The following is a 26,771-nucleotide window of genomic DNA, read 5'->3' on the forward strand; positions in this document are numbered from 1 at the left end:
TTGGGGCGGGGTGGTCATCGTCGCCGACGCTGGGCTCGGGGATGTGGGAAGGTGTCGCGGCTCAGGTTGTGGGCGTTGGGGCGGGTTGGCCGTCTCCAGGGCCGGGGGATGAGGGGCGTGCAGGAGATTGCTCGCAGGTCTCGCGGCTTGCCGGGGTTGGGGCTTGGTCTCGTCGTCGCTGGTGTGGGGGCTGAGGCGTGAGGGGTGTGCTGGAGGTTGCCGCTGCTCGGGGGTATCGGAGGCTGCGGGTGGTGGGGGAGGGGCTGGAGTTCCGTGTCTTCGCCGCCGTCGACCCGGACGGTTCGCGGGTTGTGCTGCGGACACCGGTGGGTGGGCGGTTTCAGGCCAACCCGAACGATCCCCACGTCGACACCCGGGAGGTGCTGGCCTGGGAGTACGCGGTGACCCGCCACGTCGCCGCGTATGGGGTGCCTGTGGCGCGGGCGCGGGAGCTGGTCCGCGGCGAGTCGGACGTGTTGATCAGCGACTATGTCCCCGATGACGGCAACGGCGTCGATCCGGTCGCTCTGGGGGTGGTGCTCAAGCGGCTGCACGGCCTGCCGCCGCCTGCTCGGACCGGTGGTGATCTGGCGGGGCGGATCGTGCGGCGGTGGCGGGAGGTGGCCGCTCGGGTGCCGGACCTCCCGCCCGCGCCCGAGGTCGCCTCGGTGGTCCGGACCGGCCGCAGCCTGGTGCACCTGGACGTGCGGGCGGCCAACCTGCGCGGCGTCGGCGGCGCGCCGCTGGCGCTGCTCGACTGGTCGAACGCGCTGGTCGGCGACCCGAGGCTGGAGCTGGGCAGGCTCGCGGAGTTCGCCCGCCTGCCGGACAACGGCATCGATTTCCTCGCCGTCCTGGCCGGGTACGGCGAACCCGAGCCCGACGACGCCGCGTACTGGGCCTACCGCCTCGACGCGGCCGTCATGCTCGCCCTGGTGTTCCTCGCCGAGGCCCCCGACGCCGCGCGGGCGGCAGCGGCGGTTGATCGGATGCGTGCTATCCGGGAGCGGCTCGACTATCACCGAAATGACAAGCGTTAGCCGCATATCCAATTCGTTCATACGGTTTCCGCAATGTCGGGGCACGGATAAAAATGGGGCTGGATAACGCCTTCTCCGCTGCAGTACGTTCGGGCTATTCCGATTCCTTCGAGGAGGACAACGCATGCCCCGAGTAATGCGGAAAGCCTTTGCCGCTGGCCTGGCCGCGGTCGCGCTGGCCGCGCTCGCGCCGTCGGCGCAGGCACTGAAGATCGAGGACGTTCCCGGGATCGGCGTCGACACCGGCCGGTTCAACCTGCCCATCAACTGCGCGATCACCATGCCCGACCTCGGCGGGATCAAGGTTTTCGACCTGGCCACGAATGTCGATGTGCAGGGCGTGGTGACCACGCATCTGGGTCCGGGGCAGGAGTTCTGGCTGACCCAGGGCTCCGGCGCCATCACCTTTCCGGCGTGGCTGACCGGCCTGGGCGGGTTCGTCGGCATCAACCGGGCCGACGCGGTCATCTCCAAGCTGGAGATCGGCGCCAGCAGCGCCAGCCCGCCGGTGGTCAACGTCACCGACCCGCCGCAGACGATCAAGGACATCGAGATCAAGGCCGGGCAGGAGCTGACCGTCGGGCTGCCGTTGCAGGGCACCTTCGACGTCGGCCCGTACACCGCGCCGCAGTCGGGCAAGGTCACGATGAGCTTCGAGCAGGCGGTCGCGCACGTCACGCTCAAGGCCGCGTGGGGTCCGCAGATCAAGATCGACGCCCACTGCACGCCCACCGCGGGCAACGCGCTGCTCACCGTCGCCGTCGGCGGGCCGCAGGGGCAGCCGCCGTCGAAGATCCACGACCAGCCGCTCAACTTCCCGCCGGTCGCGCCCGGCTACGTCGACGGCATCATCAACGCGCCCTACCGGTGCTCGTTCGGCGGTGACAGCCTCGACGTCGGCATCGCCGTCGGCGGGACATTCCCGCTGTCGGTGCCGCGCGGCGGGCAGTTCTCCTTCACCAAGGCGTCCGGCGCGCTGACCATCCCGAAGGCCACGGTGAACAAGCTGCTGGACATGGGCTTCACCGGCAGCTTCTCCGGCCGGGTCACCGAGCTGAACCTCGTGGTGGAAGGCGGGATGCCGGAGGTGCAGAACGTCGCGGCCGACATCGCGATCCCGCCGACGCCGCTGGTGCGCGACCGGGACATCGTCGTGTCGCTGCCCGCCACCGGCACGCTCACCGCCGGGCCGTTCGTGCCGAAGGCGGGCGCGTCGACCCTGGCGATCCGGCTCGGCGACGCCGCGGCCGAGCTGACCCTGAACGGCTCGACGCTGCTGCCGGTCACCTGCGGCGAGCCCGCCGTGCCGGTCTACCTGCTGGAGAACGAAGTCATCTGACCCTGGTCCGACGGCGGCGGCGGGCGCAGAATGGCGCGGTGAATCGCACCGTTCGCATCGCCGCCGCCGTCGCGCTGCTCACCAGCGGGCTCGTCGGCTGCCGGTCGGAGGAGACCGCCGCACCCGGCGCCGCCCTGTCGGCCGACGAGAGCCGCACGCTCGCGTCCCTGCGCGAGGTCGACGACCACCCGCTGTGGACCATGACCTTCCACGGCGACTACGACCCGCTCGACGTGGACGGACCGGCCGTGACGCCGACGACGTTCGGCTGCTCGCTGTTCGCCGCCCGGGGCAACCCGGCGGACCCGGTGTTCGGCCGCAACTTCGACTTCGACCACCAGCCCGCCCTGCTGCTGTTCACCGACGCCCCCGACAGCCACGCCTCGGTGTCCATGGTGGACGTCTCCTACCTCGGGGTCACCTCGGCGGAGGACTTCACCACCGAGGAGGGCAGGCGCCTGCTCCTCGACGCCCCGCTGCTGCCCTTCGACGGGATGAACGACAAGGGCCTGGTCGTCGGCATGGCGACGGTCCCGGAGGCGGTGCCCACCACGGCCCCCGGCAGGCCGGTCGTCGGCAGCGTCCGCATCCAGCGCATGATGCTGGACCGCGCCGCGACCGTGGACGAGGCGATCAAGGTGTTCAACGAGTACACAGTGGACTTCACCGGCAGCCCGCCCCTGCACTACATGGTCGCCGACGCGCACGGCTCGTCGGCGATCCTGGAGTTCGTCGACGGCGAGCTCCAGGTCACCCGGGACTCCGGGCCGTGGCAGGCGATGGTGAACTACCGGTGGTACGGCTCGACGCCCGAGCAGCGCCAGGCCGACTCCCGGTACCGCGCCGCGAGCGAGACCCTCACCGCGGCGGGTGGGCGGCTCGACACCAAGGCCGCCATGGACCTCCTGGCCGACGTGCGCCAGGGGCACACGCAGTGGTCGATCGTCTACGGGCAGCGCACCGGCAAGGTCACGCTGACGACCGGTCAGCGGTACGGGACCGTGCACGAGTTCACGCTGCCGATGGAGCTGTGACAGGACCTCGCCCCGGGCCGCGAACGGCGCGATACGCGACCCGGGGCGAGGGGTCTGGCGTCAGGCGCAGGCGGCCCCGTTGAGGGTGAAGCCGCCGAACGAGCCCGACGAGTTCCCGGTGGCCTGGTAGCCGACGGTCACGCTCTGGCCCGGGTTGAGGGTCGTGCTCCACCCCGGCGCCGCGGCGGTCACCTGGGTCCCGGACTGGGCGAAGGTCGCGTTCCAGCCGTTGGTCACCGACACGCCGCTGGGCACGGTCCACCCCGCGCGCCAGTTCTGCGCCGGGGACGAGCCGGTGTTGGTGATGGTGGCCTCGGCGGTGAACCCGCCCGACCACGAGTTGGTGATCCGGTGGGTCGCCCGGCAGCCGCCCGGGCCGCCGGTGCCGGGGGTGGTGGTGGTCGTCGTCGGGCTCCCGCCGGAGGCGGAGAAGCTGAACGAGTTGACCGCGAGCCCCGGGCCGCCGCGCCACGGCTCGAAGCCGAACTGGACGCTGGTGAGGTACCACGACGACTGCACGTGCCCGCGGCGCACGGCGTCGTTGGTGAACTCGGTGACGTTGATGTTCAGCGAGTTCGTCGTCTGCTGGCGCACGTAGGAGATGACGTTCCAGCCGATGTTGCCGTACCAGACGTCCCAGGTCGCGCCCGCGAGGTTCGCCGTGCCGACCCGGCTGCCGATGGGCTGCGGCGGACCCTGGTGGTTGCCCCAGATCATCAGCTCCGCGCCGGTGTTCTGGCCGGACTGGTTCGGGTTGGGGTCGAACCACAGGTCGTATGCGGCGTTCCAGTAGCCGTCCGCCGTGCTGTAGCTGACGCTGCTCGACACCGCGCCCATCCGGCTGACCTGCAGCGGCAGGCCGCTGTTGGTGCTGCAGTTGCCGTAGTGGCAACCGGCGTAGATCGACGGGTAGCCCGCGGGCGCGCCGTTGGTGGGCACGTCGTGGTGGCCGCTGGTGATCCGGAACCCGGTGTCGCCGACGCTGATGCACTGGCCGGCGTCGTCGCCCCACTCGTTGTTCTGGACGATGTACCGCCCGCCCTGGATGCTGGTCGAGCCGTACTTCTCGCAGATGGTCGTGGCGGCGGCCGCCTCCGGCGGGCTCACCGCCACCAGCAGGCCGACCAGCATCCCGGCGGCGCCGAGCGCGCCGAGGGCGTGTTTGAGGTTCATGGTCGCGCAACTCCCTTGTCGAACGGCCGGGCACGTTGAGAGCGCTCCCAAAAGCACCCTAGCCGGTCGGCCCGACACGCGGAAGGGGTGAGTCAGCGCGAGTGGCGGAACCAGCGGCAGCCGAAGGGCTCAATCGGCACGGTCACCCGGCCGCCGCGGACCGAGAGGGTGCCGTCGACGAGGACGTCGTCGAGCGTGCCGTCGGGCAGCTCCAGCTCGGCCTCCAGCGGCCGGTCGGAGAAGTTGTGCACGATGACGGCGGCGCGGTCGGGCGTGGCGCAGCGGTGGACGAAGAGCGCGTCGTCCCCGGCGTCGATGATCTCGAACTCGCCCCAGGCCAGCTCCGGGCACTCCCGGTAGCCCTCCACCAGCCGCTTGATCCACGACAGCAGCGAGTCCGGGTCGCGGCGCTGGGCGCGGACGTTCACCTCGTCCGGACCGAACTCGCCGGTCGTCACCGGGGCGGGGAACCGCTCGGGGTCGGCGGTCGAGAACCCCGCGCCCGGGCCAGGCTCCCATTGCATGGGCGTGCGGACGGCGGCGCGGCCCTCCACGGCCAGGTTCTCGCCCATGCCGATCTCCTCGCCGTAGAACAGCACCGGCGTGCCGGGCAGGGAGAACAGCAGGCTGTAGACCATCTTGACCCGGCGCATGTCGCCGCCGAGCATGGGCGGCAGCCGCCTGCGCAGGCCGCGGCCGTAGAGCTGCATGTCCTCCGACGGCCCGAACGCGGCGAACACCTCCTCGCGCTCGTCGTCGGTCAGCTTGTCCAGCGTCAGCTCGTCGTGGTTGCGGACGAACGTCGCCCATTGCGCGTCGCGCGGCGGCTCGGGGCGCTCCCGCAGGGCCTCGGCCAGCGGCGCCGACGACCCGCGCGCCAGCGCCAGGTACATCCGCTGCATGCCGACGAAGTCGAAGCACATGGTGAGCTCGTCGCCCACGCCCTCGGGGTCGCCGTAGTAGGCCATCGTGTCCTTGTACGGCAGGTTCACCTCGCCGAGCAGCACCGCCTCGCCCTGCCTGCGGGCCAGGAACGCGCGCAGGTCGACCAGGTAGTCGTGCGGGTCGGGCAGCTGGTGGGCGTCGGCGTTGCCCGCGGTCTCCAGGAAGAACGGCACCGCGTCCACCCGGAACCCGGAGAGCCCGAGCTGCAGCCAGAAGCCCATCACCCTGGCCATCTCGTCGCGCACGGCCGAGTTGGCCACGTTCAGGTCCGGCTGGTGCTTGTAGAAGCGGTGCAGGTAGTACTGGTCGGTGTTCTCGTCGTACTCCCAGAGGCTGTCCTCCTTGTCGGGGAAGACCACGCCCTTGGGGCCGTCGCGCGGCGGCTCGTCGCGCCAGACGTACCAGTCGCGGTAGGGCGACTCGCGGCTGGAGCGCGCGCTGCGGAACCACGGGTGCTCGGCGGAGGTGTGGTTGACCACCAGGTCGGCGATCACCCGCAGGCCCCGGTCCCGCGCGGTCCGCACGAACTCGACGAACTCGCCGAGGGTGCCCAGACGCGGGTCGACGGAGTAGAAGTCGGTGATGTCGTAGCCGTCGTCGCGGTCGGGCGTGGGCAGGAACGGCATCAGCCACAGGCAGGTGACGCCGAGCCGGGCGAAGTAGTCGATGCGCTGGGTCAGGCCGACGAAGTCGCCGCAGCCGTCCCCGTTGCCGTCCTGGAAGGTCTCGACGTCCAGGCAGTAGATCACGGCGTTCTTCCACCAGAGGTCGGCGGTGTCGGTGAGCCTCATGCCAGCTCACCCAGCACCTTCGCGCCGAAGGCGTCGATGAACGCGTCCTGCTCCTGGCCGACGTGGTGCAGCTGGATCAGCTCGAAGCCCAGCTCGGCGTACTCCCGCAGCCAGGCGGCGTGTCGGGACAGGTCGGCGGAGACGTTCACGACCTCGCGCACCTGCTCGGGCGAGACGGACTTGGCGACCTCGTCGAAGTGCGCGGGCAGCAGGTCCCAGCAGACCGGCGGGGCGAACACGTTGCCGCGCCACTGCTCGTGCGCGACGGCCAGCGCCTCGTCCTCGTCGGGGGCCCAGCTCAGGTGCACCTGGAGGGCCAGCTGGCCGCGGCCGCCCGCGTCCCGGTAGGCGTCGACCATGGCGCGCAGGTGCTCGATGGGCGCGTTCACCGTGACCAGGCCGTCCGCCCATTCCGCGCACCAGGCGGCGGTGGCCGTGCTGACCGCCGCGCCGAACAGCGGCGGCGGCTCCTCCGGGCGGGTCCACAGCCGGGCCCGGTCGACGGTGACCAGGCCGTCGTGGGACACCTCCTCGCCCGCGAGCAGCGCGCGGATCACCTCGACGCACTCGCGCAGGCGGGCGTTGCGCACGTCCTTGCGCGGCCAGCGGTCGCCGGTGATGTGCTCGTTGGACGCCTCTCCGCTGCCCAGCGCCACCCACAGCCTGCCGGGGTACATCGCGGTGAGCGTGCTCATGGCCTGCGCGAGGATGGCGGGGTGGTAGCGCTGGCCAGGCGCGGTCACCACGCCGTACCGCAGGTCGGTGGCCTGCAGCGCCGCGCCCAGCCACGACCAGGCGAACCCGGACTGGCCCTGCGCCGACGTCCACGGCGCGAAGTGGTCGGACGACATGGCCGCGCCGAACCCGGCGCGCTCGGCCCTGCGCACCGCGTCCAGGAGCCGCGTCGGGTGGATCTGCTCGTGTGAGGCGTGGAACCCGTAGACCGCCATGACGGGGTACTACCCCGAATCGCGGCCGGTGACGCAGCGGGGGCGCCCGCCTGCCGACGGACGCCCCCGACCGCGGGCTACTTCAGCGCGTACGCCCGGATGATCGTCTGGTCGACCGTGTTGCCCTGGGCGTCCCTGGCCTGCGCCTTGAGCGAGACGAACTCCGCGCCCCTCGGGTGCAGCAGGACCGCGTGCCAGCGCTCGCCGACGCGCACCAGGCCCACCGGCCGCCACGTCGCGCCGTCGTCGTAGGAGACCTGGACGGCGGGCGTGCGCACACCCTCCGCCGTGGACCCGTTGCGCTGGACGTACACCGGGACGGTGAACACCCGGCCCGCGGGCGCCCGGTTCAGCTCGTCCAACTTCGGCGCGAACCGCACCGCCAGCAGCGGCAACGGCGCGGCCTCCCCGGTCGGCGCCGACCGGAACGTCCAGTCTGCGCTGACCTTTGTGGACAGCGGCGACACCGACCGGGTGGCCTCCGTGCGCAGGCGGTAGCCGCCCTCGCCGCCGGGGTCGACGGCGTGGACGAACCCGACCTGGTCCGACTCGCCGACCAGGGCGTCACCGCGGTGCAGCGTCGTCATGGCCGTGTCGACCGAGGAGAAGCCGACGTGGTTCGGGTCCTGGTCGGTGAACATCGGCGCGGACACCAGGATCTCGTCACCCGCGCGGGCCGCCCACTCCTCGGCCCTGTACCCGGAGGTGGGGAACGCCGGGCCGAACACCGCCGCGTTCCACCGCTGCCCGGTGTCCCGGGTGAACTCCCGCGGCTGGGCGGTGCTCTGGTAGCTCTGCGGCGGCCACGCGTTGGGCGCCGCCATCTGCGAGAACGACCCGTGCCACGCGACGCCGGGGGAGTAGTACTCGGTCACCGCGAGCGGGAGCGGCCCGCCCGCCATGTCCGAGAGGAAGCCCGTGCCGGGGCCGCTGGCCCTGGTCGCGACCTTCACCAGGTCCCGGTCGGCGAAGTGCCGCAGCAGGTCGGCCGGGACAGCGCCGTCGTGCGACCACGCCACGTTGTACTGGTAGGGGCTGCCCACGTACTCGTGGTCGCCGCTGGGCCTGGCCAGCCGCGACTCCACCTGGAAGGTCGCCTTGCCCGCCGCGGTCGTGACCGATGGGCGGTAGCCGATGCCCTCGAAGTTGTCCCCGCCCAGCCCCGTCCCGGTGCTGCCCCAGTCGGTGGTGAGGCTGAAGAACAGGAAGGTGGAGCCGGACACCGCGTCGGCCTGGTCCACCGTGACGCCGACCTGCTTGGCGTCCCGGGCGTCCACGACGATCTCGGTGTCCCCGGTGATCGCCAGCGCGGGCTCGTGGAACTGGGCGAGCGGCCAGCGCCGCCCCTCGACCGGGGTCTGGACCCAGGCGTCGAAGAAGAACACGCCCTTCGGCACCCGGGCCGTCAGCGTGCCGGACTCGGCGTAGTCCAGGTACGCGGCCGGGTGCGCGGTGTCGACGAACCGGTAGGAGTAGTTGGGCGTGAGCTTGCCGTCGGCGTCGATGAAGCTCAGCTCGACGTCGTAGCTCTCGACCTCCTTGGTCAGCCCGATCGGGGTCCGCGTGCCGGTGGTCCCGTCGGTGGCGACCACCGCGCCCTGGTACGTGCCGTCCGGGGCGTCGATGTTCGTGATCGCGGTGACCGTGACCTCCGCCTGCCCGCCCGCGGGGACGGTGACCTCTCCCGGGGTGACCGTGAGCATGCCGTCCGGCGCGGCCGCGCCGGACCCGTCGCGCAGGTCCGCGCTCACGCGGAGGGTGAGCGGCGCGGTCCCGTGGTTGCGGTAGGTCAGGGTCTTCACGATCGGCGCGTCGTCGTCGTGCGGCCACCGCGCCGTGCCCAGGCTCAGGCTCGCGGGCGCCGTGGTGACGCTCTGCGCGGTCGCGCGGGCCAGGTCGACCCGTCCCGCGCCCTGCTCGTGGACCGACAGGTCGGGGTGGGCCTTGGCGCTCGCCATCAGCGCGGCCTTGAGCTGCTCGGGCGACCAGTCCGGGTGCTGCCCGGCCAGCACGGCCGCCGCGCCCGCCACGTGCGGGGCGGACATCGACGTGCCCGAGAGCGCGACGTGCTTGTCGCCCACCGGGTCGCCGATCTGCCCCTCGGCCGCCTTCGCCGCCACGATCCCCACGCCGGGCGCGGTGATGTCGGGCTTGATGGCGTTGTCCTTCCAGCGCGGCCCGCGCGAGGAGAAGTCGGCCAGCGTGTCGTCGCGGTCGACGGCGCCCACGGTCAGCGCCGCGTCGGCAGCGGCGGGGCTGCCGATGGTCCCCGCCGAGGGGCCGGAGTTGCCGGCGGACACCACGAACAGCGCGCCCGTGTCGGCGGTGATCCGGTTGAGCGCCAACGACATCGGGTCGGTCCCGTCGGAGGCGAAGGGCGCGCCGAGGCTCATGTTGATGACGTCCGCGCCCGCGGCGGCCGCCCACTCCATGCCCGCGATGATGTCGGACTCGCGGCCGCCGCCGTAGTCGTTGAGCACCTTGCCGTTGAGCAGCTTCGCGTCGGGCGCGACGCCCTTGTACTTCCCGTCGCCGGTCACGATCGAGGCCACGTGCGTGCCGTGCCCGAACCGGTCGTCGGTGGAGTCGCTGTCGCTGAAGTCGCGCGACTCGACGACCGCGCCCGCGAGGTCGGGGTGCGTCTCGTCGATACCGGTGTCCAGCACGGCGACCGTCGTCCCGGCGCCGGTGTGCCCGGCCTCCCACGCCGCGGGTGCCCCGATCTGCGGGACGCTGCGGTCCAGGCTCGCCCGCACGGGCCCGTCGAGCCAGATCCGGCTGACGCCACTGGCGCGCGGCCCGGACAGGAACGGGTTCGCCTTGTCCGCCTCGACGGCGACCCCGTTGACGCTCGCCAGCACCTGCCCCGCGCTGCTGGCGACCGGCCCGTCATAGGTGATGATCAGCGGCGTGACGGCGCTGCGCGCGTCGTCGTACCCCGCGCGGATCAACCCGCCCACGTCGAACAACCGCTCATCGATGCGCCCCGCAGCGACGTCGGTGGCGACATCGCTGGGCACCACATGCACATCCCCCTCGACGTCGACGCGCTGCACGAACCGGACGTGCTCACGCCCGGCACCCGCCCGCACCCGCACCCGGTCACCCACGAGCGTGACCTTGTCCCCGGTGACCAGGGTGACGGTGTTGTGCGGCGAACGCCCCGGCCCGGAGGCCGCTGCTGCGGTCGTCGGAGTAACCGCGGCGCCCAGCACCGCGACCACCCCCACCCCCGCGACCAAGCGTTTGGATGGACTCATTCACTCTCCCCAGAATCAGACGGTCCCATCGCCGATAGGACGCCCGAGCCCCCCGGCGCCGTTGTCCGCATGATCGACATTCACTGAATCGGCCCCAACGATCGTCGGGGTCCATCCGCGCGAGTCCTTCGATGCCGGAAAGGGGCGGGACGCTTGTCCCGCCCCTTTCCAGGGGCTATGCCACGAGTTGTGGTTCCGGGGCGACTTCGGGCTTGCGCAGTCCGGTGAGGGCGATCACCAGGGCAGACGCGGCCGCGATCGCGGGGACCAGGAGGGCGGTGCGGATGGCGGTGAGGGGGGATGCGGTGGTGAGGGTGGCGACGTGGACCGCGGTGGCCAGGGAGATGCCGAGGGCGGCGCCGAACTGGAAGTTGGTGTTCAGCAGGCCGCCCGCGACGCCCTGTTCGTGTTCGGCGACGCCGTCCGTCGCGGCGATGGTGAGGGGGCCGTAGGTGAGGGCGAACGCCAGGCCCAGGGTGATCATCGTCGGGAACATCGCCGCGTACGTCCAGTCCTCGGTGACGGGCAGGAACAGGACGTACGCCAGGGTGGCGAAGGCCAACCCGCCCGCGATCACCCTCGCGTTGCCGAAGCGGGCGACCAGGCGCGGGGTGAGGGTCGGGGCGAGGATGGCGTCGATGGCGACCACGAGCAGGGCCAGGCCGGTCTCCAGGCTCGACCAGCCGCGCAGTTCCTGCAGGTACAGGGTGATCAGGAACTGGAAGGCGAAGAACGAGCCCGCGAACAGCAGCGCGGCGGCGTTGGCGCGCACGAGCGGCCGGTTGGCGAGGATCCCCAGCCGCAGCAGCGGGGCGGGGGAGCGGCGCTCGATGGCGACGAACGCGGCCAGCGCGGCCAGGCCCACCGCGAACGCGGCCGCCGTCCAGCCCCAGCCCTCGGCCGGGCGCTCGAGGCGGACCACGGCGTACACCAGCAGCAGCATCGCCACCGTGATCGTCAGCGCGCCCGCGACGTCGGTGCGGCCGCGCGCGCTCGCCCGGGCGCGGGGGATGAGCGGGAGGGCGGCGGCCAGGATCAGCGCCGAGAGGATCACCGGGGCGAAGAAGACCCAGCGCCAGCCGATGGCGGTCAGCAGGCCGCCCGCGACCAGGCCGAGGGAGAAGCCCGCCGCGCCGGTGGCCGCGTAGACCAGCAGCGCCTTGTTCCGCCTCGGGCCCTCGGCGAACGACGTGGTGATGATCGACAGGCCCGCAGGCGTCATGAACGCCGCCGCGACGCCGGTGACGAACCGGGCCACGAGCAGCGTCCAGCCGTCGGTCGCCAGCCCGCCCAGGCCGGAGAACACCAGGAACACGGTCAGCCAGAACAGCAGCATCCTGCGCCTGCCGAACAGGTCGGCCGCCCGGCCGCCGAGCAACATGAAGCCGCCGTAGCCCAGCACGTAGGCGCTCACCACCCCGCTCAGCATCGCGGTGGACAGGCCCAGATCGGCCCGGATCGACGGGAGCGCCACGTTCAGCATGGCCACGTCGATCCCCTCCAGGAAGATCGCGCCGCACAGCACGAACAGCACGCCCCACTCGCGGGCGCTCATCGGGGTGGACACCTGGTACTCCTCAGTTACTCATCAGCTGGTCAGTTACCTCTTGTAACCACGATCATCCTGCGGCACCATCGGCAGGTGTGGAAGAAGGCACTTTGAACTCACCGAGGCACATCGAGGACACCGACGACTGCCCGGTGTGGGACATCCGCCAGGACTGCGAGGTCCGCCAGATTCTCGACCGCATCGCCGACAAGTGGTCCCTGTTGGTCATCTCCCTGTTGGACTGCGGCACCATGCGGTTCACCGAGCTGTTGCGCGAGATCGACGGTGTGAGCCAGCGCATGCTCACCACGACGCTGCGGCACCTCGAACGCGACGGCCTCGTCTCCCGGACCGTCCACCCCGTCGTCCCGCCGCGCGTCGACTACGCGCTCACGCCCCTCGGCCGGACCCTTCTGGACACCATCCAGGCGCTGGTGAGGTGGACCGAGCAGCACCAGCACGAAATCGCCGCCGCCCGCGCCCGATACGACAATATGGACTAATCCACATGTGACGGCGTCACCTCCCTGCGCCACGCGGTTGACTCCTTGATCGAGACAGGCATATAAGAGTGCGTCTTTTGTCTTCCACGCAAGGAGAATCGAGTGTTCCGAAAGGATAGTCGGCTGCGTCGCGGCGTGTACGCCGCGTTGGCCGCCGTCGCGCTCCTGCTGCTAGGGTCGGCCGCGAGCGCCGAGCGGCCGGAGGCGTCGGCGGCCCGGCTCGCGGGCGGGTTCACCCACGGGACCGTCGCGGTGGAGGGGACGACCCTGCACTACGTGCGCGGCGGCTCCGGCCCGCCGCTGGTCCTGCTGCACGGCTGGCCGCAGACCTGGTGGGAGTGGTCGAAGGTCATGCCCGCGCTCGCCGAGCGCCACACCGTCATCGCCTTCGACCTGCCGGGCATCGGCTCGTCGTCCATCCCGACCGGCGGGTACGACAAGGCCCGCACGGCGGCGCGCATCCGCGAGGGCGTGCACAAGCTCGGGTTCCGCGAGGTCTCCATCATCGGGCACGACACCGGCGCGCTGGTGGCCTACCCGTACGCCCGCGACTACCCGACCGAGGTCAAGCGCCTCGTCGTGATGGACACCCCGCTGTCCGGCTTCGGCCTGGAGGACTTCTACGGGATCAGCTGGCACCTGGGCTTCAACCAGCAGCCCAAGCCGGTCCCGGAGACCATCATGGACAACGAGGACACCGCCACCTACCTCGGCTGGATGTTCGGCAGCACCCGCTACCCCGAGCGCATCGACCAGGAGGTCTTCTTCCGGGCCTACTACCCGGCCGAGCGGCGCTCCGCGGGCTACGAGTACTACCGCGCCTTCGCCGACGACATCGTGAACAACCAGGCGAACGCGCACAAGCGCCTGCAGATGCCGGTGCTGGCCATGGGCGCTGAGTTCGCCTTCGGTCCCGTCGTGGGCAACTCGTTCAGCCAGGTCGGCGACGACGTGCGCGGTGTGGTGGCCCCGGACTCCGGGCACTGGATCGCCGAGGAGAACCCGCGCTTCCTGCTCAACTGCGTCAACCTGTTCTTCGGTCCGCAGGGCGTGCCCGCGCCCGCCCCGGAACTGGCGAACTGCGTGGCGTGACCTCAGGCCGGGTGCCGGGTGATCAGCAGCAGCGCGTCGAGCAGCCGGTGGCAGTCGGCCTCCGTCAGCGGATGGGGGCTGACGGCAGCGGCCGACGCCAGGACGGCGAGCAGCCGCCCGGCGAGATCACCCGGCTCGGGCCCGCCGATGGCGGCGACGCAGTCGCGGAAGCGCTGACCGCGCCCGAGGCGCACCAGGACCGGCGGCAAGGGATCGGCCGCCGGTCCTGGTGCGGCGCCGACTTCGACCCGCAGATCGGCGCCCAACGCGGTGGCGAGCCGCCGCAGGGCGTCCAGTGTCGGGTTGCCGCGCCCGTTCTCCAGATTGGCGATGTACGGGACGGACAGGCCCGCCAGCGCGGCGACGTCCGCGACCGTCTTCCCGCGCGCCGCGCGCAGCGACCGCAGGCGATGTCCCAGCTCCGCGTTGTCCATGCACTTCCCTTGGAACAAGATCCTGTGCAACTATCTTGTCAGGATAGCACCTGGGGGAGTTCATGGTCCTGCGGAACCGGGAGTTCCGGCTGCTCTGGCTCGGCAGGTCGGTCAGCGGCCTCGGCTCGTGGCTGCTCGTGGTCGCGGTGCCCGCGCACGTGCTGGTGCTGACCGGCTCCCTGACGGCCACCGGGCTCACCCTGGCCGCCGAGTTCCTCCCGCCCATGCTGCTCGGCCCGTTCGCCGGGGTCGTGGTCGACCGCTGGGACCGCAGGCGGGTCATGATCGCCGCCGACGTGCTGCGCGCGTTCGCCGTCGCACTCCTGCTGTTCGTGCGCGAACCGGACGACGTCGCCCTGGTGTACGTCGCGGTCGCGGCCGAGAGCGTGGGCACGCTGGCGTTCCGGCCCGCCGCGCAGGCCCACATCCCCGCCCTGGTCGGCACCGGCCGTCCGCTCACCGCGGCGAACGCGCTGAACTCGGCCACCGACGGCGCCGTCCGGCTCCTCGGCGCCCCGCTCGGCGGCCTCCTCTACGCCTGGGGCGGCATCGACTTGGTCGTGTGGCCCGACATCGCCAGCTACTTGGTCTCCGCTGTGTTCATCGCGCTCACCAAGCCCGGTCCGCGGGCGCGTCGCGGCGAGCTCGGCGCTGTCGTCGCCGAACTCCGCGAGGGCGCGCGGTTCCTGCGCGATGACCGCGCCGTCGGCGGGCTGCTCGTGCTCAACACCGCCTTCCTCGGCGCGAACGCCGCGCTCACCTCCGTGCTCGTCCCGCACGGGATGGCCGCGTGGGGCGGGACCGCGCGGGCCGGGCTCGTGATGTCCGGGCTGGGGGTCGGCTTCCTGCTCGGCGCGGTCGTCGTCCGGACCCTGGACCGCTTTCGGTCCCGCGCCGTCCTCGCGGGCGCGCTGGCGATGACCGCGGTCGGGTTCGTCGTGCTGTTCACGATCCCGTGGGCGGCGCTGCCTGCGGCGGTCGTGGTCGGCGCGTTCGGCTCGACAGCGCTGATCCTCGTGCAGACGACCGTCCAGCGCCGCACGCCCGACGCGGTGCTCGGGCGGGTCGCCTCGGTCGTGTTCGCCGCGGAGGCGGCCGCCACGTTCGCGGGCGCGCTCGCCGGGCCGCTGCTCGCCGAGGCCGCCACGATCGCGACCGTCGCCTGGGTCGCCGCCGGGATCACCGCGCTGTGCGCGCTGGTGGTCGCTCACCCCCGGGCCGGGACCGCGTCCCGCGCCGCCCCATGACCTCGTCATGCCTGAGCACTCCGCGAGATGCGGGCGCGGCGCGCCGGATGCGACGGTGTGCCAAGGGAAAACCCAGACCTGTCGGCACAGGGACGGTGGAGCATGACGAACACGGCGCGCCGGTTTCGCATCGGCTTCGCGCACCAGGGCACGCTGCATTACGAGTACTGCGCCGAGTTGGTCCGGCGCGCCCACCAGGTCGACGCGCAGCCGGGCCTGTTCGTCACGGCGTGGGACAACACCCGGCACTCGCCGTCCTTCGGCCGCACCGTGGGCGTCGTCGGGCTGACCGGCGCCGAGGACGGGCCGCTGGCGTCGGAGGCCGACCTGGAGGTCCCGGTCGAGCAGGCGTGCACGCGGCTGGCAGGCTGGGCGGTGCGCAGGCGGGTCGCCGAGGTGAGCCCGCTGGCCGTGGTCCAGCCGGGCGCGGACGCTTTCCTCATGCGGAACCTGCCCACGATCGCCGTCCGGCAGGGCTACGACTTCCTGTTGGCGACCCTCACGCCCGAGCAGCACTACCTGGCCACCGCGACCGGGTGGGACTTCCACACGCTGGTCGACGGCGTGAACCGGACCGGCATCGCCTTGTGCGGGGCCGCGGAGGCGTTCCCGATCGCGAGCTGATCGCCGCGCCACCCGGTTGTGGTAGACACGACCGGGTGGCGGTCGAGCGGGTGGAACAGTGGCTGCGGCGGGAGTTCGTCGCGTACAACACGGAACTGGACGAGGCGTACTTCGCCGAGCGCGCCGAGGTGCTGCTCGGCGTGCCCGCGCTGGATCGGGTCAAACGCGCCCTCTACACCGAGGGCCTGGAGCTGATCTCCGCGATCGACGGCTACCCGGACTCGCCCGCCGAGCGATACAGCCTGCTCGGCGCGGTCGGGTTCTACCTCGGCGCCTGCAGGCGGCACGGCATCGACGACGAGCCGCGCGCGGCGTGGGCGCTGGCCGACGAGCTGGGCGCCGGGCTCGGCGTGGCCCCCCGCTACGTCTTCGCCCACCAGTCCACCCACAACCTCGCGGTCGACGGCGTGTGCAGGCGGTTCACCACACTGTCCGACGAGGCGAACTTCACCACCACGAACGGCCTGGCCGTGCTCGCCTACCAGCGGGCCGCCGCCGCGCTGCGGCGCGTGGCGGACGTCGGCGTGTCCAGTCCACTGGCGACGTACCTGTTGGAGGACGCCAAGTCCGCGCTGGACGACGTGCTCTCGTTCAACCGCACACTCGGCAAGTCGCTGGACGTCGACCGCTTCTACCTCAACATCCGGCCCTACTTCATGTCCCACCGCGTCGGCTCGCGGGAGTACCGCGGGGTCAACGCCGGGGACTTCGCCGCGGTCAACGAGATCGACCTGGTCCTGGGCCTGTGCTCGGCGCGCGATCCGTTCTACCAGCACGTGGTGACCGAGAAGTACCCCTATGTGCCGCCGGAGGACCAGCCCCGGCTGCGCGCGGCGATGACGGCCCGGCCGCTGCTGGGGCTGTTCCTGCGCGACCCGCACCCGCAGAACGCCGAACTCTTCCTCGCCGTCTGCCGGGCCCACGGCGCCGCCTACGCCCACCACCACTCGCGGCTGGTCCGGCACTTCCTGGAGGGGCCCGCGCGCGCCGCCCGGCGCCAGGTGGACGTGACCGCGAGCGGCCCGCCGCTGGACGTCGTGGTCGAGGGCCTGGCGCGGCTGGCCGACCTGCGCGCCGCCCGCGACCGTCCCGGCCTGACGACGGCGCGGTCGGGTCTGGACGCGCTGCGCCGCGCGATCGGCTGAAGCGGCGGGCAAAGCGCCGCCGTTCCCCCAACTGCTCACGCGGATGAATCCGAATGCCGGGAATAGCTGTCTCGGCTAACGACCTGCTCGGGCGAGCGCAATTCTATCGAGTGCGGCAACCCGCCGTCGCCGAACGGCGGGACTTCCGTCGCTGGGGTGATGGGATCGCTCTCAGCTTTCCGCCTTCCGGCCGATCTTCTGACGTTGTCGGCCCAGCCGGAGTGGGTGGCCGGCTAACCTGATCCGGTCCCACAATTCCGGCACAGGAGAACCCACCGATGGCGGCAGCACGCACCAATAGATACTCCGATCGGACCACTCCGGTCGCGGTGGTCCTGGCCGACGCCCACCCGCTGGTGCGGACCGGTCTGCGGGTCGTGCTGGAAGCCGACCCGGCCCTGCGGGTGGTCGGCGAGGCGGTGTCGATGTCCTCGCTGACCATGGCGGTGCGCACCCACCGACCCGCCGTGGCCGTGGTCGATGTCGAGTTGCCCGGCGTCGACGCCGCGGCCGATCCGGCCAGGGCCAAGGCCCGCCTCGGCGACCTGCCCGCGCACGTGCTGCTGGTCGGCGAGACCTGCGACCCCGAGCTGGTGCTGCGGCTGGTCACCGACCGCGTCCGCGGCTTCGTGCGCAAGAGCAGTCCGCCGCCGGAGCTCTCCGGCGCGGTGGCCGCCGTCGCGGGCGGGCACGCCAGCCTGCCCGTCGAGGTGGCCGGGCGGCTGTTGGACAGCTACCTGCTCGACGCCTCCGGCCACGACGAGCTCGACGTGCCGCTGACCCGGCGCGAGCGCGACGTGCTGCGGCTGATGGTCGAGGGCAACTCCACCGCCGAGATCGCCAGCGCGCTCGTGGTGCAGACCAGCACGGTCAAGTCGCACATCTACCACCTGCTCAGGAAACTCGGCGTCAATGACCGCGCGCAGGCCGTCGCCCTGGCCTATCGCTCGGGAATGCTGCGCTCGACGATAGCCCAGCACAGCGTCACCGGATAGGTATTCAGCCGCCGGGCTGAGATCGCCGACGCGCTATTCCAGCCGTCGAGGCGAAGACGCGGGGATGCCCGGATGAATACGGTCTGAGAATGCCCGACCTCATCAGCGTCGAGGAGTGCGAAGCGCTCTCGACGAAACAAGTGCACGACTTGTACCGGCGTCACGTCAGCCGCAGCCAGGTCTCCCTCATGACCTCGTTCGGATTCGGCCGCGAATTGGTCGAGTCCGCCGAGGGGGCGTGGCTGCGCACCCGCGACGGCAGGCGGATCCTGGATTTCACCGGCGGGGTCGGCGTGCTCAACCACGGCCACAACCACCCGCGCATCCTGGCCGCCCGCGCGCGGTTCCAGCAGAACCGGCGGATGGAGGTCCACAAGACCTATTTCTCGCCCTACGTGGCCGCGCTCAGCCACAACCTCGCCCAGCTGCTGCCCGGGGACCTGACGATGTCGTTCTTCCCCAACTCCGGGGCGGAGGCCGTCGAGGGCGCGGTCAAGCTGGCGTACAAGTACCACGAGGGCGCCCGCAACACGATCCTGCACGCCGACATCAGCTTCCACGGCAAGCTGCTGGGCTCGGGCAGCCTGACCGGCGGCGCGCAGAACCACTTCGCCTTCCCCGGCATCCCCGGCGTGCGCCGCTTCGCCTACGGCGACCTGGACTCCGTGCGCGCCCAGGTCGAGCAGGCCAGGGACGCGCGCGGCCGCTGCGATGTCTACGCGATCCTGATCGAGCCGTTCAGCGCGTCCACGATGACCGTCTGCTCCGAGGAGTTCCTGCGCGGCCTGCGCGAGCTGTGCACGGCCGAGGACATCGTCCTGGTCTTCGACGAGATCTACACCGGCTGGGGAAAGACCGGCAGCCTGTTCCACTTCATGCGCTATCCGGGACTGGTGCCGGACGTGCTCACCACGTCGAAGTCCTTCGGCGGCGGCAAATCGTCCATCTCGGCCTATATCGCGCGCGAGCCGGTCTTCCGCAAGGCCTATGACAACCTCGCGGACTCGCTCATGCACTCCACAAGTACGACTTATTACGGGTTCGGCGAGGAGACCGCCACGGCGATCGAGGCGGTCGCCATCGCGGTCGAGGACGACTATCCGAAACGGGCGCGGATGCTCGAAGACGTCCTGCTCCCGGGACTGGGAGCGCTCCACAAGCGCTATCCCGACGACATCGCCGACATCCGGGGCGCAGGCGCGCTGTGGGGCGTCTTTCTCAATTCCGGATCCCGAATGCTCGACCTCGTCGGACGGCTCATTCCCGGCGGCCTCGGCCGCGACCCGCAATTCCGCACCAAGGTCGTCACCTGCTCGGTCATCAACGCCCTCTACCGGGATCACGGCGTGTACGCCTACTACACCCTCAACGGCCGCAACCCGCTCGTGGTCGGCCCGCCGCTGGTCGCCGTGCCCGAGGACGCCGAGTACTTCCTGGACAGCCTCGACGCCGTGCTCGCCAAGGGACTGCCCCGACTGCTGACCGACTTCGTCCGGGAGAAGGTGACCTCGCTGTGGTGATGAAGGTGCTGGTGACCGGCAGCGCGGGCGTGCTGGGTGCCAGCCTGGCGGCGTCGCTGAGCGCGAGCGGCCACGAGGTGCACGGTGTGGACGTCCGGGCGGCCGCCGTGCCGGAGGCGGCGCACCACGTCGCCGACGTGCGCGACACCGCGACCCTGCGCGGGCTCGCGGCCGGGATGGACGCCGTCATCCACACCGCGTCCGCGCTGCCCAGCTACCCCGCCGACCAGATCAGGTCGGTCGTCGTGGACGGCACCCGCTCGGTGCTCGACGCCGCGCACCGGGCGGGGGTGCCGCGCGTCGTCCACATCTCCTCGACCGCGGTCTACGGCCTCCCCCGGCTCGTGCCGACGCCGGAGGACTACCCGCAGGTGCCCGTGGACACCTACAGCGCGGCCAAGGTGGACGCCGAGGTCGTCGCCCGCGAGTACCGCGCCAAGGGCATGTGCCTGTCGGTGATCCGGCCGAAGACCTTCCTCGGCCCCGGCCGGATGGGCCTGTTCGCCATGCTGTTCGAGTGGGCGCGGGAGGGCCGCAACTTCCCCGTGCTCGGCCGGGGCGACGTGCGCATCCAGATGCTCGCCCTGGAGGACCTCGTCGAGGTGATCGGCACCGTGCTGCGCGCCGAGCCGGACATCGCCAACGACACCTACAACGTCGGGGCCGCGGAGTTCGCCACCCTCCGCGAGGACTTCCAGACCGTGCTCGACGCCGCGGGGCACGGCAAGCGGGTCGTGTCGCTGCCGATCGGACCGGCGCTGGCGATGCTGCGCGGGCTGGAGCGGGCGAAGCTGTCCCCGGTGTACGGACGGCTGCTGAGCAAGCTCAAGGCCGACTCGTACGTGAGCATCGACAAGGCCGCCGCCCGGCTGGGCTTCGCGCCCAAGTTCTCCAACCGCGACGCCATCCTGTCGACCTATCGCTGGTGGACCGAGCAGCCGCCCGCCACCGGCAGCGGCACCTCCTCGCGGGAGCCGTGGCGGCAGGGCGCGTTGTCGCTGGTGAAGGCGCTGTTTTGATGAAGGTGTCGGTGATCGTCCCGAACTACAACTACGCCCGGCCGCTGGAGGAGTGCCTGCGCGCCGCGCTCGCCCAGACCTACCCGGACACCGAGGTCGTCGTGGTCGACGACTGCAGCACCGACGACTCGCCGCGGGTGGCGGAGTCCTTCGGCGTGCGCGTCGTGCGCACCCCGCGCAACGTCGGCGCGCCCGCCGCCCGCAACCACGGCGCCGAGCACACCGACGGCGACGTGGTGATGTTCGTCGACTCCGATGTGGCGCTCGCCCCCGACGCCGTGGCCCAGGCGGTGGCGGCGCTGCGCGCTGACGACTCGGTGGGCGCGGTGTGCGGGATCTACGACCCGGACCCGCTGTTCGTCGACAGCCTCGCCGAGCAGTACCGCGGCCTGCAGCTGCACTACTGGCAGAAGGAGGACGAGGGCCACATCACCACGTCCTACACCGCGATCCTGGCCGTGCGCCGGGAGGTGTTCACCGCGCTGGGCGGCTTCCACCCGACCATGCGGCACACCGACAACGCCGAGTTCGGCGCGCGGCTGTCGCTCAACCACCGCATCCTGCTCACCTCGGCCGTGCGCGGCAGGCACGACTTCGACGACAACCTGCGCATGGTGCTGCGCAAGATGTTCACCCGGGCCCGCCTGACCATCCCGATCTACCTGCGCCGACCGGAGCTGAACGGCGGCCTCAGCGGCGGACCGCGCGCGTACGCCAGCCTGATCACGCTCGCGGCGCTGGCCACCGTGCCGCTGCCGTTGCTGTTCGGCCCGGCGCTGGCCGCGGTCCCGGCTGGCGCGCTGGCCGTGGCGCTGGTGTGCGACCGGGGGCTGTTCCGGTTCGTGCGGCGCCACCGCGGACCGGTGTTCCTCGGCTACTTCATGGGCGTGCACATGATCGTCAACGCGACGGTCGCCGCGGCGGCGGTGGCGGGGGGTGCGCAGTGGGTGCTCTCCCGGCGGTTCCGCCGGATGTACGACGGCATGCCTGGCTGGGCCTAGCTGTCCAGGCCGTCGCGGTCGGCTGGACGGTGGTCGTGCTCGGACAGCTCGCGCTGTCCGGGCGCGTCTGGTGGTGGGCGATGGTCGACCTGGCGATGACGCCGGTGGTGGTCGTCGCGGTCCCGCTGCTGGTCGGCGCGGCCGCCGCCTACCTGCGGCGGATGGCCGCGATCGGGCTGGCGGTGCTCCAGCTGGCCGTCGCCCAGTTCGGCGGCCAGGCCGACCTCGGCGCGCTCGCCGCCTGCGCGGACGCGCCCGCGCACACCCTGCGGGTCACGTCGTGGAACACGCTGTACTGGCACGTCGACTCCGACCGCGACGCCTTCTACGCCCTGCTCCGCGAGCAGCGCGCCGACGTGCTGGTCCTGCAGGAGTACATGGGGCACGACGCCTGGGTGCCGCGCCCGATCGACGACCTGCCCCGGCTGCGCGCGGAGTTCCCCGGCACGCACATCGCCGCGGCCGGGGAGCTGCTCACCGTGTCCCGCTTCCCGATCGTCGACCAGCGCGTGCTCACCGCCGAGCCCGCCGAGCCCGCCACCGGCTGGCGGGAGTACTGGACCCACCGCGTCCTGCGGACCGACCTCGACGTCGGCGGGCGCGTCCTGTCGGTCTACAACGTGCACCTCGCCGACCCGATCGACATCGCGGTGAGCCCGCTGAGCGTGGAGTTCCTCACCTCGGCCGAATACCTGGGCCGCTGGAAGGCGGCCCAACTGGACCTGCTGCGCGCGGAGCTGGCCGCCAACCCGAACCCGGTCCTGCTGACCGGCGACGTGAACTTCCCGCCGGGCTCGGGCGAGGAGCGCGCGCTCGAACCGCTGGCCGACGCCGCGTGCGGGGCGTTCCTGCCCACCACCTTCGCCTTCCGCGGCCTGTGGTGGTGGCGGCTGGACCGCACGTTCACCAGCGAGGACGTGCGCGTGCACGAGCACGCCGTGCTCGACCCGCGCGGGCAGTCCACCCACAAGTTGCAGAACCTCGTAGTGTCGATCAAGGAGTGAGCGTGCTGGTCTCGGTCATCGTCCCCAACTACAACGGCGCCCGCACGCTGCCGCTGTGCCTGGCATCGGTCCGCGCGCAGACCTACCCGGACATCGAGCTGATCGTCGCCGACGACGCCAGCACCGACGACTCGGCAGCGATCGCCGAAGCGCACGGCGCGCGGGTCGTGCGCGGCGCGGTCAACGGCGGCTGCGCGGTGGCCCGCAACCTCGGCGTGGCCGCCGCGTCCGGCGACGTCCTGTTCTTCCTGGACTCCGACGTGGCCATCGAGCCGGACGCGGTTCAGCGCGCGGTCGACCTGCTGGCGGCCGACCCGTCCGTCGGCGGGGTGTGCGGGGTGGAGGACCCGGAGCCGCTCATCCCGGGCGGCGCGGTCAAGCGCTTCCGCGCCATGCAGTACTACTGGTGGTCGATCAGCTCGGAGGGGCCGATCTCCTTCCTGTTCCCCAACATCTGCGCCATCCGCGCGTCGGTGTTCGCCGAGACGGGTCCGTTCAACCCCGCGCTGCGCCACACCGAGGAGGTCGACTACGGCCACCGGATCAACCACGCGCACACGCTGCTGCTCACCGCGCAGGTCCGCGGGCGGCACGACCACGACGGGAAGCTCAAGGTGCTGCTGCGCAAGCTGTTCCACCGCGGCCGGATGCGCATCCCGCTCTACATGGGCGCCCGCCGGTTCGCGAAGGGCTTCGAGACAGCGACCCGCGCCTACGCCGCCGTCGCCGCGCTGCTGGCCGTGGTCACGCTGCCGTCGGTGCTGCTCGGCCCGCTGTGGGCGCTGCTGCCCGCCGGGCTGTTCGCCCTGTCGGTCGGGCTGGACGCCGGGATGTACCGCTTCGCCGCCCGGCACGCGGGCGTGCTGTTCCTGCCCCGCTTCGTGGCGCTGCAGTTCCTGGTGAACGTCACGATCGCGCTCGCCGTCGGGGTCGGCGTGCTGCACTGGCTGACCTCGCCGCGCTTCCGCGGCATCTACACCACGGGGGTCCCGGCGTGAGGTGGTGCCGCGGCAGCAGGCTCCTGGTCGCGGCGGCGGTGGGGTGGGCCGGGTTCGTCCTGGCCCACCTCCTGCTGTCCGGCCGCTGGTGGCTCTGGTCGGTGGTCGACGCGCTGCCGCCGCTGACGTTCACGGCCGTCCCGCTCCTGGTCATGGCCGCGCTCGCCGCCGTGCTGTGGCGCGGGCTGACGGTGCCGCGGGCGGCCCGGTGGTGGGTGGTCGTGCCGTCCGTCGCCGCACTCGTCGCCGGGCTCGGCCTGGCCGGGTTCACCTGGGGCGAGGCGCGGCCCGCCCCGGGGGACGCGGTCCGGGTGTTCGCCTGGAACACCGAGTACTGGAGCCAGCACGACGACCCCGATGCCTTCCACGCCTTCCTCAGACAGCAGGACGCCGACGTGTACCTGTTGCAGGAGTACGTGCACCACACCGACGGCGAGCCGGACGTGGTCAAGGCCCACTCGCCCGTGGACGACACCGAACGGCTGCGCCGCGAGTTCCCCGGCTACACCATCGTGGCCCGCGGCGAGCTGCTGACCCTGACGCGGTTCCCGGTCGTCGCCCGGCCGCTGGTCGGCCCCGACCGGCCGGGCCTGCCCTGGCCGCTGGAGTTCCGCGACGCGAAGGTCCTGCGCACCGACCTCGACGTCCGCGGCTCGGTGATGTCGTTCTACAACGTCCACATCCCCGTGCAGTACAACTTCGCGGGCGCCTTCCTCGCCCACATGGCCGACGCGGCGGGGGAGCGGCGGGCCCACTTCGCCGCCCTGCTCGCCGACGTGCGGGCGAACACCCGGCCCGTCGTGGTCGCGGGCGACTTCAACACCAGCCCCAGCATGGGCGAGCTCGACGCCGTGCGCGCCGTCGTCCGCGACGCCGCCACCGCGGGCTCGGAGGTGTACCCGACGTCCTGGCACGTCGGCCCCTTCGGGTGGCGGCTGGACTGGGCGTTCACCTCGCCGTCGGTGCCGGTGCACCGCTACGGGTTCACCGATCCGCGAGGACTGTCCGACCACCGTCCGCAGGAGCTGCTGCTCTCCCCGCCGCCAGCAGCGACACACCCGCCGCGAGCAGTTCGCTGACCAGCACCGCGATCCGGCTCAGCACGAGCACCGCGGCCACGGACGGCCACGGCAGGATCGTGGCCAGCGGCAGCGCCAGCACCACCTCGCGCGCGCCGATGCCGTCGGGCACGACCACCACCAGGCTGCCCACCAGCATCGCCAGGGCGAACCCGCCGACGCACACCGGCAGCGCCGGACCGGGGTCCGCGCCGAACAGGACCGCGAGCGCCCACAGGTGCAGACCCGACACCAGCCACGACACCAGGGAGAACCCGATCGAGGCGCGCACCGCCCTCGGCGAGGCGAACCGGTCGGGCCGTTCCCGCCTCGCCAGCCGCAGGGTGAGCGCCGACAGCCGGTTGACCGAGTCCGGCCACACGAACACGGCGACCGCGACGGCCGCCGGGACCGCCACCGCCCACGCGGTGTCCGCGGGCACCGCCAGCAGGCCGACCACGGCCGCGGTGAGCAGCCCGATCGGGATGTTGAGCAGGTACACCGCCACCATGCGGGCTGGCGTGATCCCGGCGTCCTTGCCGTAGCGCACGTGCGTCAGCACCGCCCACACCCGGCCCGGCACCAGCTTGGTGACCATCCCGACGAAGAAGATGCGCGCGCTGTCGCGCACGCCCACCCGGGGTCCGCTGTCCACCAGGACGCTCCGCCAGCCCAGCATGGCCAGCACGAGCCCGGCCGTGTTCGCCGCGACCGCCGCGCCCAGCAGCGGCGGCGCTGCGGGGTCGCCCAGCGTGTCCGCCAGCGCGGACCACTCCAGCGACCGCAGCGCCCACAGGACGAAGGCCAGCACCACGGCGGTCACCACCACCGTGACGGCCCGACCCAGCCATCGCGGCCGCGCCAGCCTGCTCGGCCCGAAGTCCTTGTCCACCAGAAACCGCAGCGCGCCGACTGAGGCCCCCGCGACGATCGCCAGGTGCAGCAGGAAGTGCACCGCCGTGAACCCCACCAGGAAGCCGGGACCGCGCTCGCGCAACACATAGCGGGACAAACTGGGCTCGACCACGGCGAACACGCCCACCATGGCGGCGGCAACGATCAGCGCCTCCGTCCACACCAGACCGAACGGCAGCGCGGCGACGGCCAGCCCGGCGGTGGCGACCCCGGAGAACCGGTTGGCCCGCACCCCGCCCCGGCCCGCGCCGCGCTCCACCAGTGCCACCGGGACGAGCAGCTGAGCGCGCTTGAACTGGGTGCGCAGCAGGGGGAGCAGCGCGGTCTCGTCGTCGTGGCTGCCCTGCACCGAGTCGGTCAGCAGGATGCCGAAACGCGGGTGCAGGCGGTCGGAGTACTCCACGTCCTCGGACTCGCGCAGGTTCTCGTCGAACGGCCCGACCTCGTCGAACACCCGGCGCGGCATGGCGGCCAACGCGAAGAACGCCGTGCGCACCCGGCCCGCGTGCCGTTCATGCCAGTGACGGCTGTGCAGGAGGCGGTAGCGCGCGATGAAGCCGTCCTCGTTCAACGGCTCCGTCGTGTACATCCCGTGCACGCACCCGAGGTCCGGCTCGGATTCCAGCAGCCGCACCGCGTTGGCGATCGCGTCGGGCTCCAACGCGACATCGGAGTCCAGGAAGAACAGCACGTCGCCGGAACTGGCGGCCACGCCCCGGTTCCGCGCGCCGGACGGGCCGGTGTTCACCTCGGCGGGCACGACAACGCAGCCGTGCCGGGCGGCGATCTCCCGCGAGTCGTCGGTGCTGCGGTCGTCCGCGACGACGATCTCCAGCGGCGGGTACGACTGCGCGTGGAGCGCGCGCAGGCACGCCTCCAGGGTCTTCGCGCTGTTGTAGCAGGGGATGACCACCGACACCGTCGGTCGGGCGTGCTCCATGCCCCGACGCTAGGGGCCCGGCGGCGGCCCCGTCATCGGTTCCCGGACTGAACTCCACCCGTCCCCTCTCATCCGCATGGCTGTCCGACCGGTATGACGCGCCCGCGCCCCGGACTACACGCCGCGCCCGTGAATTTCCCCCGCGCGGGATTTACCGCTTGCCGGTCTCGCGCCAAACCGGCAGGTCACCACCCA

General features: G+C 72.0%; 22 protein-coding genes. 15 read left to right on the forward strand and 7 right to left on the reverse strand.

The window, feature by feature from the left end:
• The first annotated feature begins 251 nt into the window (after positions 1-251).
• The 3 genes from Actkin_RS12670 to Actkin_RS12680 all read left to right on the forward strand — a co-directional run bounded on the left by Actkin_RS12670 (position 252) and on the right by Actkin_RS12680 (position 3,413).
• Positions 252-1,040, forward strand: a complete 789-nt coding sequence (locus Actkin_RS12670) for a phosphotransferase family protein (RefSeq protein WP_258907321.1) — start codon at positions 252-254, stop codon at positions 1,038-1,040.
• A 136-nt stretch (positions 1,041-1,176) separates the two neighbouring features.
• Positions 1,177-2,379 carry a DUF6801 domain-containing protein gene (locus tag Actkin_RS12675; RefSeq protein WP_258907323.1) on the forward strand — a complete coding sequence of 401 codons (1,203 nt, stop codon included), beginning with the start codon at positions 1,177-1,179 and terminating at the stop codon, positions 2,377-2,379.
• Positions 2,380-2,417: 38 nt separating this feature from the next.
• Positions 2,418-3,413: a linear amide C-N hydrolase gene (locus Actkin_RS12680; protein ID WP_258907325.1), complete on the forward strand. Its 996-nt coding sequence runs from the start codon at positions 2,418-2,420 to the stop codon at positions 3,411-3,413.
• Positions 3,414-3,473: 60 nt separating this feature from the next.
• On the opposite strand, the gene Actkin_RS12685 is transcribed toward Actkin_RS12680, so the two are convergent.
• The 5 genes from Actkin_RS12685 to Actkin_RS12705 all read right to left on the reverse strand — a co-directional run bounded on the left by Actkin_RS12685 (position 3,474) and on the right by Actkin_RS12705 (position 12,087).
• Entirely contained in the window at positions 3,474-4,586 is a 1,113-nt protein-coding gene (locus Actkin_RS12685; RefSeq protein ID WP_258907326.1) for a GH12 family glycosyl hydrolase domain-containing protein, read from the reverse strand.
• A 92-nt stretch (positions 4,587-4,678) separates the two neighbouring features.
• The gene (locus Actkin_RS12690; protein WP_258907327.1) at positions 4,679-6,322 is read right to left on the reverse strand and encodes an alpha-amylase family protein; all 1,644 of its coding nucleotides are present in this window, start codon (positions 6,320-6,322) and stop codon (positions 4,679-4,681) included.
• On the reverse strand, positions 6,319-7,272 hold the full coding sequence (locus Actkin_RS12695; RefSeq protein ID WP_189212818.1) for a TIGR03885 family FMN-dependent LLM class oxidoreductase: 954 nt from the start codon (positions 7,270-7,272) through the stop codon (positions 6,319-6,321). The genes Actkin_RS12690 and Actkin_RS12695 overlap by 4 nt, the downstream gene beginning before the upstream one ends.
• A gap of 77 nt (positions 7,273-7,349) precedes the next feature.
• Positions 7,350-10,532, reverse strand: coding sequence for a S8 family serine peptidase (locus tag Actkin_RS12700; protein WP_258907328.1), 3,183 nt, complete (start codon positions 10,530-10,532; stop codon positions 7,350-7,352).
• Between the two features lie 175 nt (positions 10,533-10,707).
• Entirely contained in the window at positions 10,708-12,087 is a 1,380-nt protein-coding gene (locus tag Actkin_RS12705; RefSeq protein ID WP_258907915.1) for an MFS transporter, read from the reverse strand.
• A gap of 89 nt (positions 12,088-12,176) precedes the next feature.
• On the opposite strand from Actkin_RS12705, the gene Actkin_RS12710 reads away from it, so the two are divergent.
• Positions 12,177-12,584 carry a winged helix-turn-helix transcriptional regulator gene (locus tag Actkin_RS12710; RefSeq protein ID WP_189212820.1) on the forward strand — a complete coding sequence of 136 codons (408 nt, stop codon included), beginning with the start codon at positions 12,177-12,179 and terminating at the stop codon, positions 12,582-12,584.
• A 102-nt stretch (positions 12,585-12,686) separates the two neighbouring features.
• Positions 12,687-13,676: an alpha/beta fold hydrolase gene (locus tag Actkin_RS12715; RefSeq protein WP_229787294.1), complete on the forward strand. Its 990-nt coding sequence runs from the start codon at positions 12,687-12,689 to the stop codon at positions 13,674-13,676.
• A 2-nt stretch (positions 13,677-13,678) separates the two neighbouring features.
• Here Actkin_RS12715 and Actkin_RS12720 read toward each other — a convergent pair whose 3' ends face one another.
• Entirely contained in the window at positions 13,679-14,110 is a 432-nt protein-coding gene (locus Actkin_RS12720) for a type II toxin-antitoxin system RelB family anti-toxin (protein WP_258907329.1), read from the reverse strand.
• A gap of 62 nt (positions 14,111-14,172) precedes the next feature.
• Between Actkin_RS12720 and Actkin_RS12725 the strand changes: the two genes are divergently transcribed.
• The 10 genes from Actkin_RS12725 (at position 14,173) to Actkin_RS12770 (ending at position 24,742) form a co-directional block, all read left to right on the forward strand.
• The gene (locus tag Actkin_RS12725) at positions 14,173-15,357 is read left to right on the forward strand and encodes an MFS transporter (protein WP_258907330.1); all 1,185 of its coding nucleotides are present in this window, start codon (positions 14,173-14,175) and stop codon (positions 15,355-15,357) included.
• Between the two features lie 102 nt (positions 15,358-15,459).
• The gene (locus Actkin_RS12730) at positions 15,460-15,981 is read left to right on the forward strand and encodes a thermostable hemolysin (RefSeq protein WP_189212823.1); all 522 of its coding nucleotides are present in this window, start codon (positions 15,460-15,462) and stop codon (positions 15,979-15,981) included.
• Positions 15,982-16,016: 35 nt separating this feature from the next.
• Positions 16,017-17,126, forward strand: a complete 1,110-nt coding sequence (locus tag Actkin_RS12735; RefSeq protein WP_258907331.1) for a monodechloroaminopyrrolnitrin synthase PrnB family protein — start codon at positions 16,017-16,019, stop codon at positions 17,124-17,126.
• A 278-nt stretch (positions 17,127-17,404) separates the two neighbouring features.
• Complete coding sequence (locus tag Actkin_RS12740; RefSeq protein ID WP_189212825.1) at positions 17,405-18,121, forward strand: response regulator transcription factor; 717 nt, start codon at positions 17,405-17,407, stop codon at positions 18,119-18,121.
• Positions 18,122-18,210: 89 nt separating this feature from the next.
• Positions 18,211-19,641 carry an aspartate aminotransferase family protein gene (locus Actkin_RS12745; protein WP_258907332.1) on the forward strand — a complete coding sequence of 477 codons (1,431 nt, stop codon included), beginning with the start codon at positions 18,211-18,213 and terminating at the stop codon, positions 19,639-19,641.
• Positions 19,641-20,660 carry an NAD-dependent epimerase/dehydratase family protein gene (locus Actkin_RS12750; protein WP_258907916.1) on the forward strand — a complete coding sequence of 340 codons (1,020 nt, stop codon included), beginning with the start codon at positions 19,641-19,643 and terminating at the stop codon, positions 20,658-20,660. The genes Actkin_RS12745 and Actkin_RS12750 overlap by 1 nt, the downstream gene beginning before the upstream one ends.
• Positions 20,660-21,661, forward strand: coding sequence for a glycosyltransferase family 2 protein (locus Actkin_RS12755; protein WP_258907333.1), 1,002 nt, complete (start codon positions 20,660-20,662; stop codon positions 21,659-21,661). Before Actkin_RS12750 ends, Actkin_RS12755 begins: the two co-directional genes overlap by 1 nt.
• A gap of 35 nt (positions 21,662-21,696) precedes the next feature.
• A complete protein-coding gene (locus Actkin_RS12760; RefSeq protein ID WP_258907334.1) occupies positions 21,697-22,665 on the forward strand; it encodes an endonuclease/exonuclease/phosphatase family protein in 969 nt (322 codons plus the stop codon).
• Positions 22,666-22,667: 2 nt separating this feature from the next.
• Complete coding sequence (locus Actkin_RS12765; RefSeq protein ID WP_258907335.1) at positions 22,668-23,663, forward strand: glycosyltransferase family 2 protein; 996 nt, start codon at positions 22,668-22,670, stop codon at positions 23,661-23,663.
• Positions 23,660-24,742 (forward strand): endonuclease/exonuclease/phosphatase family protein, encoded by a 1,083-nt coding sequence (locus Actkin_RS12770; protein WP_258907336.1) that lies wholly within the window; start codon positions 23,660-23,662, stop codon positions 24,740-24,742. Before Actkin_RS12765 ends, Actkin_RS12770 begins: the two co-directional genes overlap by 4 nt.
• Here Actkin_RS12770 and Actkin_RS12775 read toward each other — a convergent pair.
• A complete protein-coding gene (locus Actkin_RS12775) occupies positions 24,648-26,576 on the reverse strand; it encodes a glycosyltransferase (protein WP_258907337.1) in 1,929 nt (642 codons plus the stop codon). The genes Actkin_RS12770 and Actkin_RS12775 overlap by 95 nt on opposite strands.
• Positions 26,577-26,771: the final 195 nt, after the last annotated feature.

It is taken from the genome of Actinokineospora sp. UTMC 2448 (assembly GCF_024760565.1).
Lineage (GTDB): Bacteria > Actinomycetota > Actinomycetes > Mycobacteriales > Pseudonocardiaceae > Actinokineospora > Actinokineospora fastidiosa.

What these genes read in the sequence shown, in the direction of transcription:
- Actkin_RS12720 (WP_258907329.1), bottom strand. Translation starts at nt 14,110, where the DNA reads ATGGACAACGCGGAGCTGGGACATCGCCTGCGGTCGCTGCGCGCGGCG.
- Actkin_RS12685 (WP_258907326.1), bottom strand. Translation starts at nt 4,586, where the DNA reads ATGAACCTCAAACACGCCCTCGGCGCGCTCGGCGCCGCCGGGATGCTG.
- Actkin_RS12750 (WP_258907916.1), top strand. Translation starts at nt 19,641, where the DNA reads ATGAAGGTGCTGGTGACCGGCAGCGCGGGCGTGCTGGGTGCCAGCCTG.
- Actkin_RS12675 (WP_258907323.1), top strand. Translation starts at nt 1,177, where the DNA reads ATGCGGAAAGCCTTTGCCGCTGGCCTGGCCGCGGTCGCGCTGGCCGCG.
- Actkin_RS12695 (WP_189212818.1), bottom strand. Translation starts at nt 7,272, where the DNA reads ATGGCGGTCTACGGGTTCCACGCCTCACACGAGCAGATCCACCCGACG.
- Actkin_RS12690 (WP_258907327.1), bottom strand. Translation starts at nt 6,322, where the DNA reads ATGAGGCTCACCGACACCGCCGACCTCTGGTGGAAGAACGCCGTGATC.
- Actkin_RS12775 (WP_258907337.1), bottom strand. Translation starts at nt 26,576, where the DNA reads ATGGAGCACGCCCGACCGACGGTGTCGGTGGTCATCCCCTGCTACAAC.
- Actkin_RS12705 (WP_258907915.1), bottom strand. Translation starts at nt 12,087, where the DNA reads ATGAGCGCCCGCGAGTGGGGCGTGCTGTTCGTGCTGTGCGGCGCGATC.
- Actkin_RS12700 (WP_258907328.1), bottom strand. Translation starts at nt 10,532, where the DNA reads ATGAGTCCATCCAAACGCTTGGTCGCGGGGGTGGGGGTGGTCGCGGTG.
- Actkin_RS12740 (WP_189212825.1), top strand. Translation starts at nt 17,405, where the DNA reads ATGGCGGCAGCACGCACCAATAGATACTCCGATCGGACCACTCCGGTC.
- Actkin_RS12730 (WP_189212823.1), top strand. Translation starts at nt 15,460, where the DNA reads ATGACGAACACGGCGCGCCGGTTTCGCATCGGCTTCGCGCACCAGGGC.
- Actkin_RS12755 (WP_258907333.1), top strand. Translation starts at nt 20,660, where the DNA reads ATGAAGGTGTCGGTGATCGTCCCGAACTACAACTACGCCCGGCCGCTG.
- Actkin_RS12725 (WP_258907330.1), top strand. Translation starts at nt 14,173, where the DNA reads ATGGTCCTGCGGAACCGGGAGTTCCGGCTGCTCTGGCTCGGCAGGTCG.
- Actkin_RS12745 (WP_258907332.1), top strand. Translation starts at nt 18,211, where the DNA reads ATGCCCGACCTCATCAGCGTCGAGGAGTGCGAAGCGCTCTCGACGAAA.